The sequence below is a fragment of the Streptomyces sp. NPDC004111 genome (assembly GCF_042874215.1).
Classification (GTDB): Bacteria; Actinomycetota; Actinomycetes; order Streptomycetales; family Streptomycetaceae; genus Streptomyces.
Genome location: NZ_JBIAMU010000001.1, coordinates 486,798 through 501,490, shown reverse-complemented (window position 1 = coordinate 501,490; position 14,693 = coordinate 486,798). Strand labels below are relative to the sequence as shown.

The window sequence follows — 14,693 nt, the reverse complement described above, 5'->3', positions numbered from 1 at the left end:
CTCGCGCCTCCTACTGCTCCGCCGCCGAGCGGTTCAGGAAATCCAGGACGACCCGGCCGGCCTGGGAGCGGAACTCCTCGAAGTAGGCGTGGCGGGCTCCGGGGATCAGGTGGAGGCGGGCGTCGGGGATGCGGTCGGCGAGCAGGGGTGCGTTGGCGGTGGGGTTGAGCAGGTCGTCCGTGCCGTGGACGACCAGGGTGGGGGCGCTGATGGCGGGCAGCAGGTCCCAGGCGTCGTGGTGCCTGCTGGCCGCCAGGTGGTGGCGCCTGGAGTGGGCGGGCATGCCTGGGTCGCCGAGGGTGTGGTGCGGGCCGGGGTGGCCGGCGAGCCAGCCCGGGGTGTACATCAGTTCCAGCAGGGCCTGCCGTGCGGCTCCCGGCCGGGACTGCACCAGGGACCGGCGGACGTCGTTGCTGCTCTCGACGCCGTGCGGGCCGCCCGGTGAGGTGCAGCCGAGGACCAGCGCACCGACCCGTTCCGGGAAGCGGGCGGCGAGCTGCTGGGCCACCCGGCCGCCCATGGACGTGCCGTAGACATCGGCCCGGTCGATGCCGAGTTCGTCGAGGACGGCGACGACGTCCCGCGCGAACAGGGCGGTGCTGTGCGGGGTGTCGGGCTTGTCGCTGTCTCCGGTGCCGCGGTAGTCGAGGGTGAGGGTGCCGCGCGCCGGGTGGAAGTCGGCGCGCACCGCGTCCCACCAGCGGTGACTGTTGGACTGGCCCGCCAGCAGAACCAGTACCGGCCCCTCGCCCCGGTACTGGTACGCGATACGGGTACCGTCCGCCGCCGTCGCGTACGTCATCCGCTCAACCCCTCACACCCGTTCCGGCGGGCAGAGTATCCCGCGCGGGCTTCGTGGGCCGCCGCGACGGCCCGGACCGCGCCATCACGCCATCACGCCGCAACTTATGGTGTGTACATGAAGGAACGTTCGAACGATGTGGCGGCGGGCCCCGGTCCTGAGTCGGCCGTGCCGGGTGGTCTGGGAGAGGCGCTGGGGCGCGAGGCGGCCCGCCGCGGGTGCGCGGTCGGCCCCCTCGATCCCGTGGCGGGCATCGCTCCGGAGGCAGCCGCACGGTGCGTCCGGGGGGATTCGCAGTTCGTTGTCCACGCGTCCGACGGCGACGAACGGGAGTTCCGCATCGAGGTCTCCCGCACCGGCGGACGGCCCTGGGGTGCCTTCGGCAGCACCGACGACCTCGCGGTCGTGGCCGCCGTCCTGCACGCATGGTGGGAGGGCGCACCGGTCGGGCGGCTGCGCGAGGAGTGGGAGTTCCTCGCGGAGGACCCCCTGAAGGGAGCGCCGCCCGGAAAGGTGGTCTCGACCGCCTGGCGGCTGACCCTGGAACGCTCGCCGGTCATCCGGCTCGGCGACGCCGAACTCGCCGAGGCGCTCCACGCGCAGCCGGCCCTGCGGGTCTTCTTCCCGTGGCCGTCGCACGGCCAGTTCAGCCTGCTCAGCAGCACCGCTGACCCGTTCCACGAGGAGCTGCCGCGGGTGGTTCCGACGTTCGACGGGCTGTGGAACGTGGTCGCGACGGGTTCCGCGCGGCAGGCGTCACGCGTGCTCGGTGCCGATCTGACCGCCGGCGAGGCAGCGGCGCTGGTGGCGGCGAACATCCCGGCGGGCAGCGGCCCGGCCGTCGAGGGCGGCTGGCCGGGGGACAAGGGCACCGCCTGACCCACGACCGAGGCACCCGAACCCCGTCCCCGGCCACCGCGAGGTCAACGCGCAGGCGGACCGGGCTCGCGGGCGTCCACCAGCTCGTCCCAGTGCTCGGCCGCCCACCGGCACGCCGCGTCCAGCGGCTCCAGCAGACTGCGGCCCAGCGGTGTCAGCGCGTACTCCACCCGGAGTTTCGGGTCGGCGTGCACCGTACGTGAGACGAACCCGCTGCGCTCCAGGCCGCGGAGCGACTGGGTGAGGGCCTTCGGGGTGACGCGCGCCAGTGGCACGCGGAGTTCGGAGTACCGGCGCGGGCCGCCCTCCAGGCAGCGGAGGACCATGGACGCCCACTTGTCACCGAAGCGGAAGGGCAGCAGCGAGGACGGGCACAGCTCGTCGAACAGGTCGGGCGGCAGCGGCGGCCGACGTGTCATGGCAGGGCTCCCGTCTCCGGTCTTGGTATCCAGTTGGTGACCGACCTTCCGGATACCTTCCGAAGCGTCGATCCGGCGGGAGGTATTCCGGCGACGGGCGGCCGGCCGTGACGTACGGGCGGTGAGCCGTCCGGCAGCACCCCCACCCGTCGGGCCGACAGCCACGAGAACACGGACCGGCCAAGACAGCGAGAACACCGAACGGCCGACGCCCCACGCCGCACGGCCCACGCCGAACACACCCCACCACCGCGCCCCGTCAGGGCACAGGACAAGGCAGGACATCATGCGAGCAGCCCGCTTCCACGAGTACGGCGGAGTGGAGAGCCTGGTGGTCGAGCAGGCCCCCGACCCCCACCCCGGCCCCGGCGAGATCCGGGTCCGCGCCGCGGCGGCCGGAGTCAATCCCATCGACTGGAAGCTGCGGGCGGGCGCTCTGCGGCAGCTGATCCCGCTGGAACTCCCCGCCGTCCCGGGGCGCGACGCCGTCGGCGTGGTCGACGAGATCGGCGACGGGGTACGGGGGGTGGCCGTCGGCGACCGCGTCTTCGGACTGGGCGGCGTCACCGGCGCCACCGCGGAGCTGGTCGTCCTCTCCGCCTGGGCCCACGCCCCCGACGAGTGGGACGACGACCGGGCCGCGGGTGCGGGCCTCGCGTCCGTGACCGCGATGCGCGGTCTGAACGCGCTCGGTCCCCTCGCGGGCCGCCTGCTCCTCGTCGAGGGGGCCGCCGGCGGTGTCGGCAGTGCGGCGGTCGAGATCGCCGTGGCGCAGGGGGCCACCGTGATCGGGACGGCCAGCGAACGCAACCACGCGTTCCTCACCTCGCTCGGCGCCGTGCCCACCACCTACGGTCCGGGCCTCGCCCAGCGCCTCACCACGCTCGCTCCGCACGGCGTCGACCTCGTGCTCGACACCGCGGCCTCCGGGTCCCTGGACGACCTCGTCGCGCTCACCGGCGACCCGAAGCGCGTCGCCACGGTCGCCGACCACGCACGCGGACAGCGCCTGGGCACGCACGTGGTCAACGCGGAGAACGACTCCTCCCTCCTGGCGGCGGCAGCGGAACTGGGCCGCGAGGGCCGCTACACACCCCGTATCGAGCAGACCTTCCCGTTGGAGCGCATCGCCGAGGCGCACGCGCAGGCCGAACGGGGACGTACGCGCGGGAAGATCGTGGTCCGTATCTGACACTCCGGGTCCGGCAGCACCGTGCCGGCGATGCGCCCGGCGGGCGTCCGGGGATCAGAGCCGCTCGGGCGCGTGCAGCCCGAGCAGTTCCATCCCCCGGCGCAGGGTCCGTCCGGTCAGGTCGCACAGCAGCAGGCGGTTCTCGGTGACCGCGCGGGTGTTGTCCTCGCTCAGCACGTGGCACTGGTCGTAGAACGAGGTGAACAGGGCCGCCAGCCGGTAGAGGTACGCGGCCGGTTTGTGCGGGGCGTACTCGCGTGCCGCGTCCTCCAGGACCGCGCCGAAGCCGTCAAGGTGCAGGCCGAGGGCCCGTTCGGCCGGTTCCAGGGCCACGTCGGGCCGTCCGGTCGGCCTCACCTCACCGGCCTTGCGCAGGATCGACCGGGTCCGGGCGTACGCGTACTGGAGGTAGACGGAGGTGTCCCCGTTGAGCGAGACCATCTGGTCCAGGTCGAACTTGTAGTCGCGGATGGCCGAGGTGGACAGGTCGGCGTACTTGACCGCGCCGATCCCCACCTGTGCGGCCCGCTCGCGGATCTCCTCCGGTCCCAGGTCCCGGGCCTTCTCGCGGACCACGGCGGCGGCCCGCTCGATGGCCTCGTCGAGGAGGTCGATCAGCCTGATCGTCTCGCCCTCCCGGGTCTTGAAGGGTTTGCCGTCGGCGCCCAGGACGGTGCCGAAGGCGAGCTGTACGGCCTTCAGGTTCCCGTGCAGCCAGCCGGCCCGGCGGGCGGTCTCGAAGACCATCTTGAAGTGCAGGGCCTGCCGGGCGTCCACCACGTACAGGAGGGTGGTGGCGTGCAGGTGGAAGACCCGGTCGCGGATGGCGGAGAGGTCGCTGGCCGCGTAGCCGTAACCGCCGTCGGACTTGCGGACGATCAGCGGCACCCGGTTGCCGTCCGGCCCGCGCACGTCGTCGAAGAAGACGCACAGGGCGCCCTCGGAGACCTCGGCGACGCCGGACTCCTCCAGCAGCCGGCAGGTCTCGTCCAGCATGTGGTTGTAGCCGGACTCGCCGACCACGTCCGGGTCGCGGATCTCCACGTCCAGCTTCTCGAAGACGGAGGAGAAGTAGAGCTTGGACTCGTCGACGATGCGCTGCCACAGGCCCGTGGTCAGCTCGTCGCCCGCCTGGAGGTCCACCACGCGGGCGCGGGCCCGGGTCTTGAACCCGGGGTCGGAGTCGAAGAGGGTCCGGGACGCCTTGTACAGGCGGTTGAGGTTGGACATGGCCTCGGCGCCGGACGCCTCCACCGATCCGCTGTCCGCACTGCGGTCGAGTTCGTGGGGGTGCTCGATCAGGTACTGGATGAGCATGCCGAACTGGGTGCCCCAGTCGCCGATGTGGTGGCGGCGCACCACCTCCTCGCCGGTGAACTCCAGGATCCTGACCATCGCGTCACCGATCACCGCCGACCGCAGGTGCCCGACGTGCATCTCCTTGGCCACGTTGGGCTGCGCGTAGTCGATGACGGTGGTGCCCGCGTCCGGGTTCCGGGGTACTCCGAGCCGGTCGTCCTCGCACCTGGCCGTCAGGTTCTCCACGATGGCCGCGTCCCTGACCCGCAGGTTCAGGAAGCCGGGGCCCGACACCCCGACGTTCTCCAGGACGGTCGCCCCGTCCATGGCCCGAACCACTCTTTCGGCGACCTCCCGGGGGTTCTCGCCCAGCCGTTTCGCCAGGGCCAGGACGCCGTTGGCCTGGAAGTCGGCCCGGTCGCTGGGGCGCAGCAGCGGATCGGTACCGGCGAAGGCGGGCAGGGCCCGGGTCACCGCCTCGGAGAGCTGCTCGTGGACGGTGTGGGCGAGGGAGGGCACGGCGGGCACGGGGACTCCTGTGGGTGCGGGGGCCGAGGGGCCGGAACTGAGGGGGAGGGGGCGGGCGGGCGTACGAGGCGGGAGTACGGGGGGACATGGCGGGGCGGGGTACGGGGGAGGCGCCCGCCCGGTGCCGTCACCGGGCGGGCGACCGGGTCAGGACTCCGCCTCCACGTGGAAGTGGCGCAGCACTCCTCGGACCCCGTCCCGGCCCCGGCAGACCACCAGGACCACGTCGTTGCCGGCCACGCAGCCCATGACGTCGAGGCCGGGGTCCGCGTCGATGAGGGTGGCCACGTAGCGGGCGCCGCCCGGCGGAGTGTGCAGGACCAGCGTTTCCCCGGCCCTCCCCGCGCGGACGACCATCGCCTGTGGGCCGAAGTCCGCCGCGTACGACCCCACCGCGTACGACTCCTGCGCGTACGACTCCACTGGTGACCGAACGGCTGGTGACCGAACGGCTCGTGACCGACCGGCTTGTGACCGACCGGCTTGTGACAGGACGGCGCCCGCCATCAGCTCATCACCGCCCCGAGGAGCATGAAGCCGACGGAGACCGCGAGCAGGGTCGCCAGCAGCGGCCACACGAACTTGAGGTACTTGTCGTAGCGGATCTTGGACAGGGCCAGGCCGCCCATGATGACCGCGGAGGTCGGGGTGACCAGGTTCACCAGGCCCGAGGCGGTCTGGTACGCCGTGACCACCAGGGCGCGCTGCACTCCGGCGAAGTCCGCGAGCGGCGCCAGGATGGGCATGGCCAGGGTGGCGTGACCGGACGAGGACGGCACGAAGAACGCCAGCGGGATGTTGACCAGGAAGGTCAGCGTGGCGAAGACACCCGAACTGGTGCCGTCCACCGCCTTGTTGAGGGCGTCGAGAATGGTGTCGGTGATCTGGGCGTTGTTCATGATGACGGTGAGACCACGCGCCAGGATGATGATCAGCGCCGCGCCGATGAAGTCGCCCGCCCCCGCGACGAGGGCGTCCACCGTGCCCTTCTCGCCCAGACCGGCGATGAGGCCGATGACGATGGCGGAGACCAGGAACAGGCCCGACAGCTCGGGGAAGGACCAGCCGAGGGTGGGGACCGCGGTGATGTTGAAGTCGGCCCACGGGATGACCGAGAAGATCATCAGGACGAAGGTGGCGGCGAAGACGTACAGCACGGTCTTCTGACGGGCGGTCAGCGGCGGGATGTCGTCTGCCTCCGCCGAGGTGTCGTCGGCGTGCCCGACCAGCGACGCCGACGGGTCCTTCGCGACCTTCTTGGCGTACCGGAGGACGAAGAACACGGCGACGGAGGTGAGGACCACCCACATCCCCAGCCGGAGCACGATGCCGTCACCGGTGCCCACACCGGCGGCGGCCGACGCCACGCCGGTGGCGAACGGATTGACCGTGGAGGTCAGGGTGCCGATACCGGCACCGATCATGATGATCGCCGCGCCCACCATCCGGTCGTAGCCCAGACGCAGGGCCAGCGGAACGATGAGGGCGTAGAACCCGAGGGTCTCCTCCGCCATGCCGTAGGTGCTGCCGCCCAGGGAGAAGACCACCATCAGGGCGACGACGAGCAGCGCCTTGCGGTCGGCCAGCCGCTGAGCGAGGCGGCCGATGCCCGCGTCCAGGGCGCCGGATTTCATCGCCACGGTGATGAAGGCGCCCACCGCGAGGATGAAGAAGAAGACCGCCGCCGAGCCCATCAGGGAGCCTTCGCCGCCGGGTCCCGTGCGGCCGTCGGCGGTGATGCCGTAGAGGCCGTTGGCGGGGGAGAGGAAGAGGTCCCCCAGCCGGTCCAGGAGCGAGGCCGAACTCTCCACCGTGTGGTACGAGCCGGGTATCGGGGCGCCGTTCTTGTCCAGGTCGTACGCGCCGGGCGGGATCAGGAAGGCCAGGATCCAGACGGCGACGGTGACGATGCCCAGGACCGTGAAGGCGGTGGGGAACTTGAAGTTCCGTTCCTTCTTCCCCGGGGCCCGGTCGGCCTCCGGCTCCCCGGCCCCGGTCGCGGCGCCGGCCCCGGTGGCGGCGCCGGCCCCGGTGGCGGCGCCGGCCCCGGTGGCGGTGCCGGCCCCGGAGGCGGTGCCGGTCTCTGCGGCGGTGGCCCCGGTGTCCGTCGCGGGCCGCTCCGCGTCCGGGTCGTCCTTGGGCCGCTGCGGGGTGGCGGTGCTCATGCCAGGGCTCCCTCGGGAACGCGGGCCTGCCCGCCCGTACGGTCTCCGCCGGGTGTGACGACGGTGCCCGCCCGGCCCCGCACGATGTCGACGACCTCGTCCAGGGAACCGATCGCGGCCATGTCGCCGGTGGTCTCCACGAACCGGCAGACCGCCTCGACCTTGGGCCCCATGGACCCGGCCGGGAACTCCTCGGCGCGCAGCTCGGCCGGGGTGCTGTGGGTGATCTCCACGGCCTCGGGGGTCCCGTAACCGCGCATCACGCGGCGTACGTCGGTGAGGAGGATCAGCGCGTCGGCCTCCAGGGCCTCGGCGAGCAGCGCCGCGGTGAGGTCCTTGTCGACCACCGCCTCCACCCCGGCGAGCCTGCCGTGCTCGTTGCGGACGACCGGGACGCCACCGCCGCCGGCGCACACCGCGATCACGCCCTGGTCGAGCAGCCGCCGGATCAGCCGGGTCTCCACCACCCGTTGGGGCTGGGGGGAGGGCACCACACGGCGCCAGTGCCGGCCGTCCTGCCGGACCGTCCAGCCCCGCTCACCGGCGAGGCGTTCGGCGGTCTCCCGGTCGTAGACCTGACCGACGAACTTCGTCGGGTTCTCGAACGCGGGGTCGGCCACCGACACCAGCGTCTGGTTGATGAGGGAACACACCTGACGGTTGGGCAGGGCGTTCTGGAGGGACTGCAACAGCCAGTACCCGATCATGCCCTGGGTCTCGGCACCCAGGACGTCGAAGGGGTACGGGCAGCTCAGCGCCGGGTCCGCGGCGCTCTGCAGGGCGAGGACACCGACCTGCGGGCCGTTGCCGTGGGTGACCACGAGTTCGTGCTCCCGGGCCAGCGGGGCCAGTGCCTCGACGGCCTGGCGGACGTTGGCGAGTTGGACGTCGGCGTCCGGCCTGTCGCCGCGCCGGAGAAGGGCGTTGCCGCCCAGGGCTACCACTACACGCACAGGGGATTCCGTTCGGAGGGTCGATCCGGGGCGAGCCGGATCGAGGAGGTCGGGGAAAGGGCCGCCGGCCCGGGGAGCGGATCGGTTTCGCGACCGATCCGCGCCACCGGGCCGGCGGAGGAGGGCGACGTCGGGGAGGGACGTCCGGGGAGGGCGGGACGGGAGGCGGTCTGCCCGGCCCCCCGGACGTTCCGGCCGCGGGATCCGACGGTCGCCCGGTCGAAGGGCGTCAGCCGCCGAGGGTGGCGACCATCACCGCCTTGATGGTGTGCATCCGGTTCTCCGCCTGGTCGAAGACCACCGAGGCCGCGGACTCGAAGACCTCGTCGGTGACCTCCAGGGCCGCCAGTCCGTGCCGGGCGTGGATCTCGGCGCCCACCTCGGTGTCGCGGTCGTGGAAGGCGGGCAGGCAGTGCAGGAACTTGGCCCGCGGGTTGCCGGTCGCCCTCATCACCTCCGCGGTGACCTGGTACGGGGTGAGCAGTGCGATCCGCTCGTCCCAGACCTCCTTGGGCTCGCCCATGGAGACCCACACGTCGGTGTAGACGAAGTCGACGCCCTCGACGCCGGCACCGACCTCCTCGGTGTGGGTGATCCTGGCCCCGGTGCGCTCCGCGATCCCGGCGGCCTCGGCGATGGTCCCGGCGTCGTTCCACAGGCTCTCGGGCGCCACGATCCGTACGTCCGCGCCCATCAGCGCGCCCATGACCAGCAGCGAGTTGCCGACGTTGTTGCGGGCGTCGCCGAGGTAGGCGAAGGAGACCTCGTGCAGGGGCTTGCCCGAGTGCTCGCGCATGGTCAGGAAGTCGGCGAGCATCTGGGTGGGGTGCCACTCGTCGGTCAGCCCGTTCCAGACCGGCACGCCCGAGTGCTCGGCCAGTTCCTCCACCAGCACCTGGGAGGAACCCCGGTACTCGATGCCGTCGTACATCCGCCCCAGCACGCGGGCGGTGTCCTTCATCGACTCCTTGTGACCGATCTGGGAGCCGCCGGGATCCAGGTAGGTGACGTGCGCCCCCTGGTCGTGGGCGGCGACCTCGAAGGCGCAGCGGGTGCGGGTGGAGGTCTTCTCGAAGATCAGGGCGATGTTGCGGCCGGTCAGCCGGGGCTGCTCGGTCCCGGTCCGCTTGGCGGTCTTCAGCGCGGCCGAGAGGTCGATGAGGTGCAGGAGCTCGGAGGGGGTGAAGTCGAGTTCCTTGACGAAGCTGCGGTGACGCAGATTCAGGGCCATGTGAGGGCGCCCTTCCTGGAAGTGGGGAGGTGGGGGGATCAGACGGCTTCGCGCTCGATCGGGCAGCTCATGCAGCGCGGGCCGCCGCGGCCCCGGCCGAGCTCGCTGCCCCTGACCCGGATGACCTCGACGCCGTTGTCCTCCAGGTACTTGTTGGAGGCCACGTTGCGGTCGTAGGCCACGACCACGCCCGGCTCGACGGTGAGTACGTTGCAGCCGTCGTCCCACTGCTCCCGCTCGGCGGCGAAGGCCCCCTGCTGCGGCGTGAGGATCCTGATGTCGTCCAGGCCCAGCGCGTCCGCGATGACGCGGTGCATCTCCTCGGGCGCGTGCCTGGTGACCCGCAGGTCGTCCGGGGCGCTGTCCGCCTCGATGGTGTACGAGGGCAGCATGCCCAGGCCGGTGTACTTGGTGAAGGTGTCGCCGTCGACCATGGTCATGACCGTGTCGAGGTGCATGAAGGCCCGGCCCTTGGGCATGTCCAGGGCCACGATCTTCTGCGCGGAGCCCTCCTTGAAGAGCTGGACCGCCAGCCCCTCGACGCCCTGCGCGGTGGTGCGCTCGCTCATGCCGACCAGCACCACGCCGTTGCCGATGACCAGGACGTCGCCGCCCTCCATGGTGGACGGGAAGGAGCTCTGTCCCTCGTTCCACACCTTGAAGTCGCGGTCCGCGAAGAGCGGGTGGTAGCGGTAGATGGCCTCGAAGTGGACGGTCTCCGGGCGGCGGGCCGTCTTCATCATGGCGTTGACGGCGACACCGTCGTAGACCCAGCAGGAGGTGTCGCGGGTGAAGAGGTGGTTGGGCAGCGGGGCGAGTACGAAGTCCTCGTCGTCCATCACCTGCACCCGCACGGATCGCGGCCTGCCCATCCTCGCGACGAGCTCCCGCTTGGTGATGCCGCCCACGAGGTGGCGGACCAACTCCGCGTTGTCGAACTGCTCGTAGACGTTGCGGGCCCGGTCGGTGGCGATGGGGCCGTACTGACGCGGGTCGAAGAGGCGGTCCAGAACGAGTCCGCGCGCCTCCTCGTTCCGCATGGTCTCCGCGAGGAGATCGGTCATGAGGTGGACCGTGATGCCTCGGTCGCGCAGGGTCTGCGCGAAGAAGTCGTGCTCCTCCTGGGCCTTCTCGACCCACAGCACGTCGTCGAAGAGCAGGCCGTCCTTGTTGCTGGGGGTGAGGCGCTCCAGCTCCAGTCCGGGACGGTGCAGGATGACCTGCTTCAGCTTGCCCGCTTCGGAATCGACATGGAAAGACATGGGGTCCTCCTCGGTCCGTGGCCTCCGCACCGTTGCGTCGACCTCGTGGAACGAAGCTAATCCCTGCGAATCGATGGAATTCGACGCAAAAGACCTGCATCTCCCAGGGGTTGCTGTCCGTTCGGTCACCGGTCGGTGATCCACCCGCCCTGTCCTTTGCGCCACCTCCGGCGCGGGCGCCACGGGACTTTGGGCCGCACGAATGCTGCCCCTCCGACCCGTCCGCGGGGCGACCGGCCTACGTAGGTTGGGGGAGCGGGCCCGCGGAGGCGGAAGTCCGCCTCCGACGACGGGTTTTGGGGAGGCCGTCATGCCCATTCGCGTACTGATCGCGGACGCCGAGGAAGTCGTCCGGATCGGTCTGCGCGCGATCCTCGCGCACGGCACGGAATTCGAGATCGTCGCGGACACCGGCGACGGCCCGGAGGCCGTCGAGCGCGCCCGGACGGACCGGCCCGACGTCTGCGTCATGGGAACCCACCTGGAGGGGATGAGCGGGCTGGAGGCGGTCCGGGAGCTGGCCGGGAGCCCCTGCCGCATCGTCGTACTGACGGCGTCGACGTCGGACGACGACTTCTGCGCCGCGATGCGCTGCGGCGCCCACGCCTTCCTCGCCAAGAGCCTGGAGCCGGCCGTGCTGCGGCAGAGCATCCGGTTAGCGGCTTCGGGCGCCTACGCTCTCTCGCCCTCCGCCGCCGACAGTCTGCGCGGCCTGCTCCACGGCTGCCGCCACCTGCCGGACGAGGGCTGCCGGCACCTGCCCGTCCACCCGATCCACCCGCTCAGCCCGAGCGAGCTCCAGGTGGCCGCCCTGGTCGCGGCGGGCCGTACCGACCGGGAGATCGCCGACCGGCGGGGGGTGTCCGCCTCCGCCGTCAAGAAGACCGTCTCCCAGTGCCGCCGGAAGGTGCTGGCCAAGAACCGGGTGGAACTCGCGCGATGGGCCTGGCTGAGCGGCCTCGACGTCGCGGACGGCCAGGAGGGCGGACCCTCCTGCGCACCGCCGCGAACGACGGCCGGGGCGGCGCCCACCTGACGGACCACCGCACGCACGGCCCCGCGCCGACGCACCTTGCCCCGTTGCCCTCACAGGCAGACTGACCTGCCCCGATGTCGGCGCGGACTCCCCTTCCTGGCCCGCCGCGCTCCTGCTGCGCTAGCCGTGCGCACTCGAACAGGGAGACAACCAGTGGTTCACCAGCACTCGTCGGCGAAGGGCCCCGACAAGGCGAACGCCACGGCCAGGGCTGCCGCCCCCGTACGCGAGAGCGCCTTCACGGCTCTGCAGCGCACGGCGGGCAACGCTGCGGTCGCCCGTATGCTCCAGCGGGCCGGCCACCTCCAGGAACAGCACGAGCACGGCGCCGGCTGCGGGCACGGGGAAGCCGTGTCCGAGCAGCCAGCGGTGCAGCGTTCGGCCGTGCACGACGTTCTCGCGCGCCCGGGGCGCCCGCTCGACGACGCGCGGCGGACGGAGATGGAGACCCGCCTCGACGCGGACTTCTCGGACGTACGCATCCACGACGACAGCGCCGCCCGCGCGTCGGCGGCCGAGGTCGGGGCCCGCGCCTACACCTCGGGCAGCCATGTCGTCATCGGGCAGGGCGGCGGCGACATGCACACCCTCGCCCACGAGCTGACGCATGTGATCCAGCAGCGCCGGGGCCCGGTCGCGGGCACCGACAACGGTGCCGGGCTGCGGGTGAGCGACCCGTCCGACCGCTTCGAGCGGGAGGCCGAGGCCAACGCGCACCGGGCCATGTCCGGCCGGTCAGAGGCCGCACCCGCCGTACAGCGCCGCCCGGCGGACTCTCCCGCCCCGTCGCGTACGCCCGTGGTGCAGCGCATCGAGTACCCCGCCGACCCCGGCGAGATGCTGCAGCAGGGGTACTGGGAGGGCCAGGCCGGAGGGAAGGCGGAGGTGAGCAACGCCCAGAAGGGGCTGAAGAAGGCACTGCCCAAGGGAACACAGCGCAGGCTCAGCGCCCTGGTCGGCGGCGTCGCCAACAAGCTCCTCGAAGACCTGGACCGGATGCCCGAGGGCTCCGGGTCGCTGAAACTCTACCGGGCGATGGACGACAAGGAGGCGGACGCGGTTCTGGCCTGGGCCGGGACGGCCGGCGTCGACAGCCCCCGCACCCGCACCGAGTCCTGGATCCGGCAGAACCCGAACGCCGAGGCCAAGGACTGGCACGCGGAAGGAGGTTCGATCATTCCGGCCGGCAGCCATCTCGGGGACGTACGGCAGAGCCACGAGTACATCAAGGCGGGCCGGATGCTGGAGTTCACGCTCAAGCCCGGGGCCCACAAGCTCCTCTTCGACCCGGAGTACACCGCACTGGCGAACCAGGGGGACGCACCTGCCGCCATGCACAAGGCGCTCTCACCGAACGCGACCGACCCCCGCCATGCGTCGGGCAACGCCGGTGAGGGCAACCTGGGCGGCTACCTGGGCATCAAGGCCGAGCGGCACGGCTACTTCAGCATCAATCCCGGCAAGGCCACGCAGCAGCGGGACGGCAGCTGGCAGGGCGGCCCGGGGCACCTGCTCTTCCAGATGTTCCTCGCGGGAGTGCAGGACGTCACGCACACCTACCAGACGGAACTGCTGCCGGGCGCACCGAAAACGCGCATGTAGACGGGGCCCGCTTCTCCGGCGGCCGTCAAATCCGTTGCCGCCCCCGCCACTTGCTGCTTGTCTGCGGTCCGTGATCGCAGCGGGGCTGCGGCGGACAGGACGGGGAATTGCGGGTATGTCGTTCGGCTTGGGGTTCCACCCGTTGGCGCTCGGTGTGAGGTTCGTTCTGGAGCTGGCGGCTCTGGTGTGCTTCGGCGTCTGGGCATGGGCCGTGGCGCCAGGTGCCCTGCGGTTCGTCGCGGTCGTCGCCGTTCCCCTGCTCGTGGCGGTGCTGTGGGGTGTGTTCGCGACTCCGGGCGACGCGTCCCGGTCCGGCGGGACGGTGATCACGACACCCGGCCCGCTGCGACTCGTACTGGAGCTGGCCGTCTTCTTCGGCGGCGCGGCGGCACTGTACGCGACGGGCGCCCACACCCTCGCCGTGGTGCTCGCCGCCGTACTGGCCGTGTACCACCTGCTGTCCTGGGACCGGATCGTGTGGCTGCTCGGCCACTGACCGACGCAGGCCACCGTCGGACACCGCCTGACACCGCCGACTACGGCCACCGCCCCAGGTAGGCGGCCGGCCGCAGCGCCGGGCGGTGCCCCCGCCGAGTGCTGCCGGGCGGCGTTGTCGTACCCCCTCCCTATGCTCGGCCCATGAGCGTTTCCCTCTACTACCGCGCGAGCCGGACGGTGCCGCTCGCGGCGGCCGAGGCGTCCGCGGTCGCACGCGTCGTCGCCGCCCGCGAGTCCTCCTTCCCGTACCCGGACGAGGAGAGTCTCTATCTGTACGAGAACGGCGGCAGCGAGCCGGACGAGATCGTGGCCGGGTCCACCAAGATGCCGTTCGACCCCGACCGGGTGCTCCCGGTGATCGCCCATGTGCTGGACTCCGTGACCGCGCTGCGCCGTGCCCTGCCGGGAGCGGTGTGGCGCGTGCACCTGGACGACCTCGACGTCCCGTGGGACGAGGACGGGGGCTACGCCCTGCCCGGTACGACGAACACACCCTGACCCGGCGGTGTCCGGGACGGCGTGTGACTCGTTCGAGTGGTGCGCTCCCTCGGATGCAGTAGGCCACTTCTCCCGTGGTGCTCGTTAGGTGGGTGTGACAGAGCAGCAAGTACGTGAAGAAACGATCCTTCCGTGGGTGACCGACGACCGTACGTCGAGCACGCGCGGGGCGGCTCTGCGCGCCCGGAACCTCCGAGGGACCGGCCGCAGGCCCGACGGACGCGTTTTTGCACACCACCGGCCGCCGCGGAGCGCGCACCCCCGGGTGGACCCCAGGTCCGCACGGCTGAGCCGCGCCCGCGATTCCGATCGCGTCCGGCACTCCTGCT

The 14,693-nt window shown here is 71.8% G+C and carries 14 protein-coding genes; 6 read left to right on the top strand and 8 right to left on the bottom strand.

Translation table 11 applies throughout. The features are described 5' to 3' along the window. Positions 1–10 precede the first annotated feature (10 nt). Positions 11–802, bottom strand: coding sequence for an alpha/beta fold hydrolase (locus tag ACFYVL_RS02225; RefSeq protein WP_389240836.1), 792 nt, complete (start codon positions 800–802; stop codon positions 11–13). 117 nt (positions 803–919) lie between these two features. Here ACFYVL_RS02225 and ACFYVL_RS02220 point away from each other — a divergent pair, with 117 nt between their 5' ends. Beyond that, positions 920–1,681: a DUF6193 family natural product biosynthesis protein gene (locus tag ACFYVL_RS02220; protein ID WP_389240834.1), complete on the top strand. Its 762-nt coding sequence runs from the start codon at positions 920–922 to the stop codon at positions 1,679–1,681. 44 nt (positions 1,682–1,725) lie between these two features. Here ACFYVL_RS02220 and ACFYVL_RS02215 read toward each other — a convergent pair whose 3' ends face one another. Beyond that, positions 1,726–2,100 (bottom strand): winged helix-turn-helix transcriptional regulator, encoded by a 375-nt coding sequence (locus tag ACFYVL_RS02215; protein ID WP_389240832.1) that lies wholly within the window; start codon positions 2,098–2,100, stop codon positions 1,726–1,728. Positions 2,101–2,386: 286 nt separating this feature from the next. Between ACFYVL_RS02215 and ACFYVL_RS02210 the strand changes: the two genes are divergently transcribed. Further along, positions 2,387–3,292 carry an NADP-dependent oxidoreductase gene (locus ACFYVL_RS02210; RefSeq protein ID WP_389240830.1) on the top strand — a complete coding sequence of 302 codons (906 nt, stop codon included), beginning with the start codon at positions 2,387–2,389 and terminating at the stop codon, positions 3,290–3,292. 54 nt (positions 3,293–3,346) lie between these two features. Here the strand turns inward: ACFYVL_RS02210 and argS are convergent, their stop codons facing one another. From argS to ACFYVL_RS02180, 6 genes are all read right to left on the bottom strand, one after another. After that, the gene (argS, locus tag ACFYVL_RS02205) at positions 3,347–5,119 is read right to left on the bottom strand and encodes an arginine--tRNA ligase (protein WP_389240829.1); all 1,773 of its coding nucleotides are present in this window, start codon (positions 5,117–5,119) and stop codon (positions 3,347–3,349) included. Between the two features lie 147 nt (positions 5,120–5,266). Next, positions 5,267–5,542: a hypothetical protein gene (locus tag ACFYVL_RS02200; RefSeq protein WP_389240827.1), complete on the bottom strand. Its 276-nt coding sequence runs from the start codon at positions 5,540–5,542 to the stop codon at positions 5,267–5,269. 83 nt (positions 5,543–5,625) lie between these two features. Continuing rightward, the gene (locus ACFYVL_RS02195; RefSeq protein WP_389240826.1) at positions 5,626–7,284 is read right to left on the bottom strand and encodes a YfcC family protein; all 1,659 of its coding nucleotides are present in this window, start codon (positions 7,282–7,284) and stop codon (positions 5,626–5,628) included. Continuing rightward, complete coding sequence (arcC, locus tag ACFYVL_RS02190) at positions 7,281–8,237, bottom strand: carbamate kinase (protein ID WP_389240824.1); 957 nt, start codon at positions 8,235–8,237, stop codon at positions 7,281–7,283. Before arcC ends, ACFYVL_RS02195 begins: the two co-directional genes overlap by 4 nt. Positions 8,238–8,466: 229 nt before the next feature. Continuing rightward, positions 8,467–9,468, bottom strand: a complete 1,002-nt coding sequence (argF, locus tag ACFYVL_RS02185) for an ornithine carbamoyltransferase (protein ID WP_389240822.1) — start codon at positions 9,466–9,468, stop codon at positions 8,467–8,469. Positions 9,469–9,506: 38 nt separating this feature from the next. After that, the gene (locus ACFYVL_RS02180; protein WP_389240820.1) at positions 9,507–10,730 is read right to left on the bottom strand and encodes an arginine deiminase; all 1,224 of its coding nucleotides are present in this window, start codon (positions 10,728–10,730) and stop codon (positions 9,507–9,509) included. 310 nt (positions 10,731–11,040) lie between these two features. Between ACFYVL_RS02180 and ACFYVL_RS02175 the strand changes: the two genes are divergently transcribed. The 4 genes from ACFYVL_RS02175 (at position 11,041) to ACFYVL_RS02160 (ending at position 14,364) form a co-directional block, all read left to right on the top strand. Beyond that, positions 11,041–11,766, top strand: coding sequence for a response regulator (locus tag ACFYVL_RS02175; protein ID WP_389240818.1), 726 nt, complete (start codon positions 11,041–11,043; stop codon positions 11,764–11,766). A gap of 153 nt (positions 11,767–11,919) precedes the next feature. After that, positions 11,920–13,368, top strand: coding sequence for a DUF4157 domain-containing protein (locus ACFYVL_RS02170; protein WP_389240816.1), 1,449 nt, complete (start codon positions 11,920–11,922; stop codon positions 13,366–13,368). Between the two features lie 115 nt (positions 13,369–13,483). Continuing rightward, positions 13,484–13,864: a YrdB family protein gene (locus tag ACFYVL_RS02165; RefSeq protein WP_389240814.1), complete on the top strand. Its 381-nt coding sequence runs from the start codon at positions 13,484–13,486 to the stop codon at positions 13,862–13,864. Positions 13,865–14,007: 143 nt separating this feature from the next. Beyond that, positions 14,008–14,364: a hypothetical protein gene (locus tag ACFYVL_RS02160; protein ID WP_389240812.1), complete on the top strand. Its 357-nt coding sequence runs from the start codon at positions 14,008–14,010 to the stop codon at positions 14,362–14,364. Positions 14,365–14,693 lie beyond the last annotated feature (329 nt).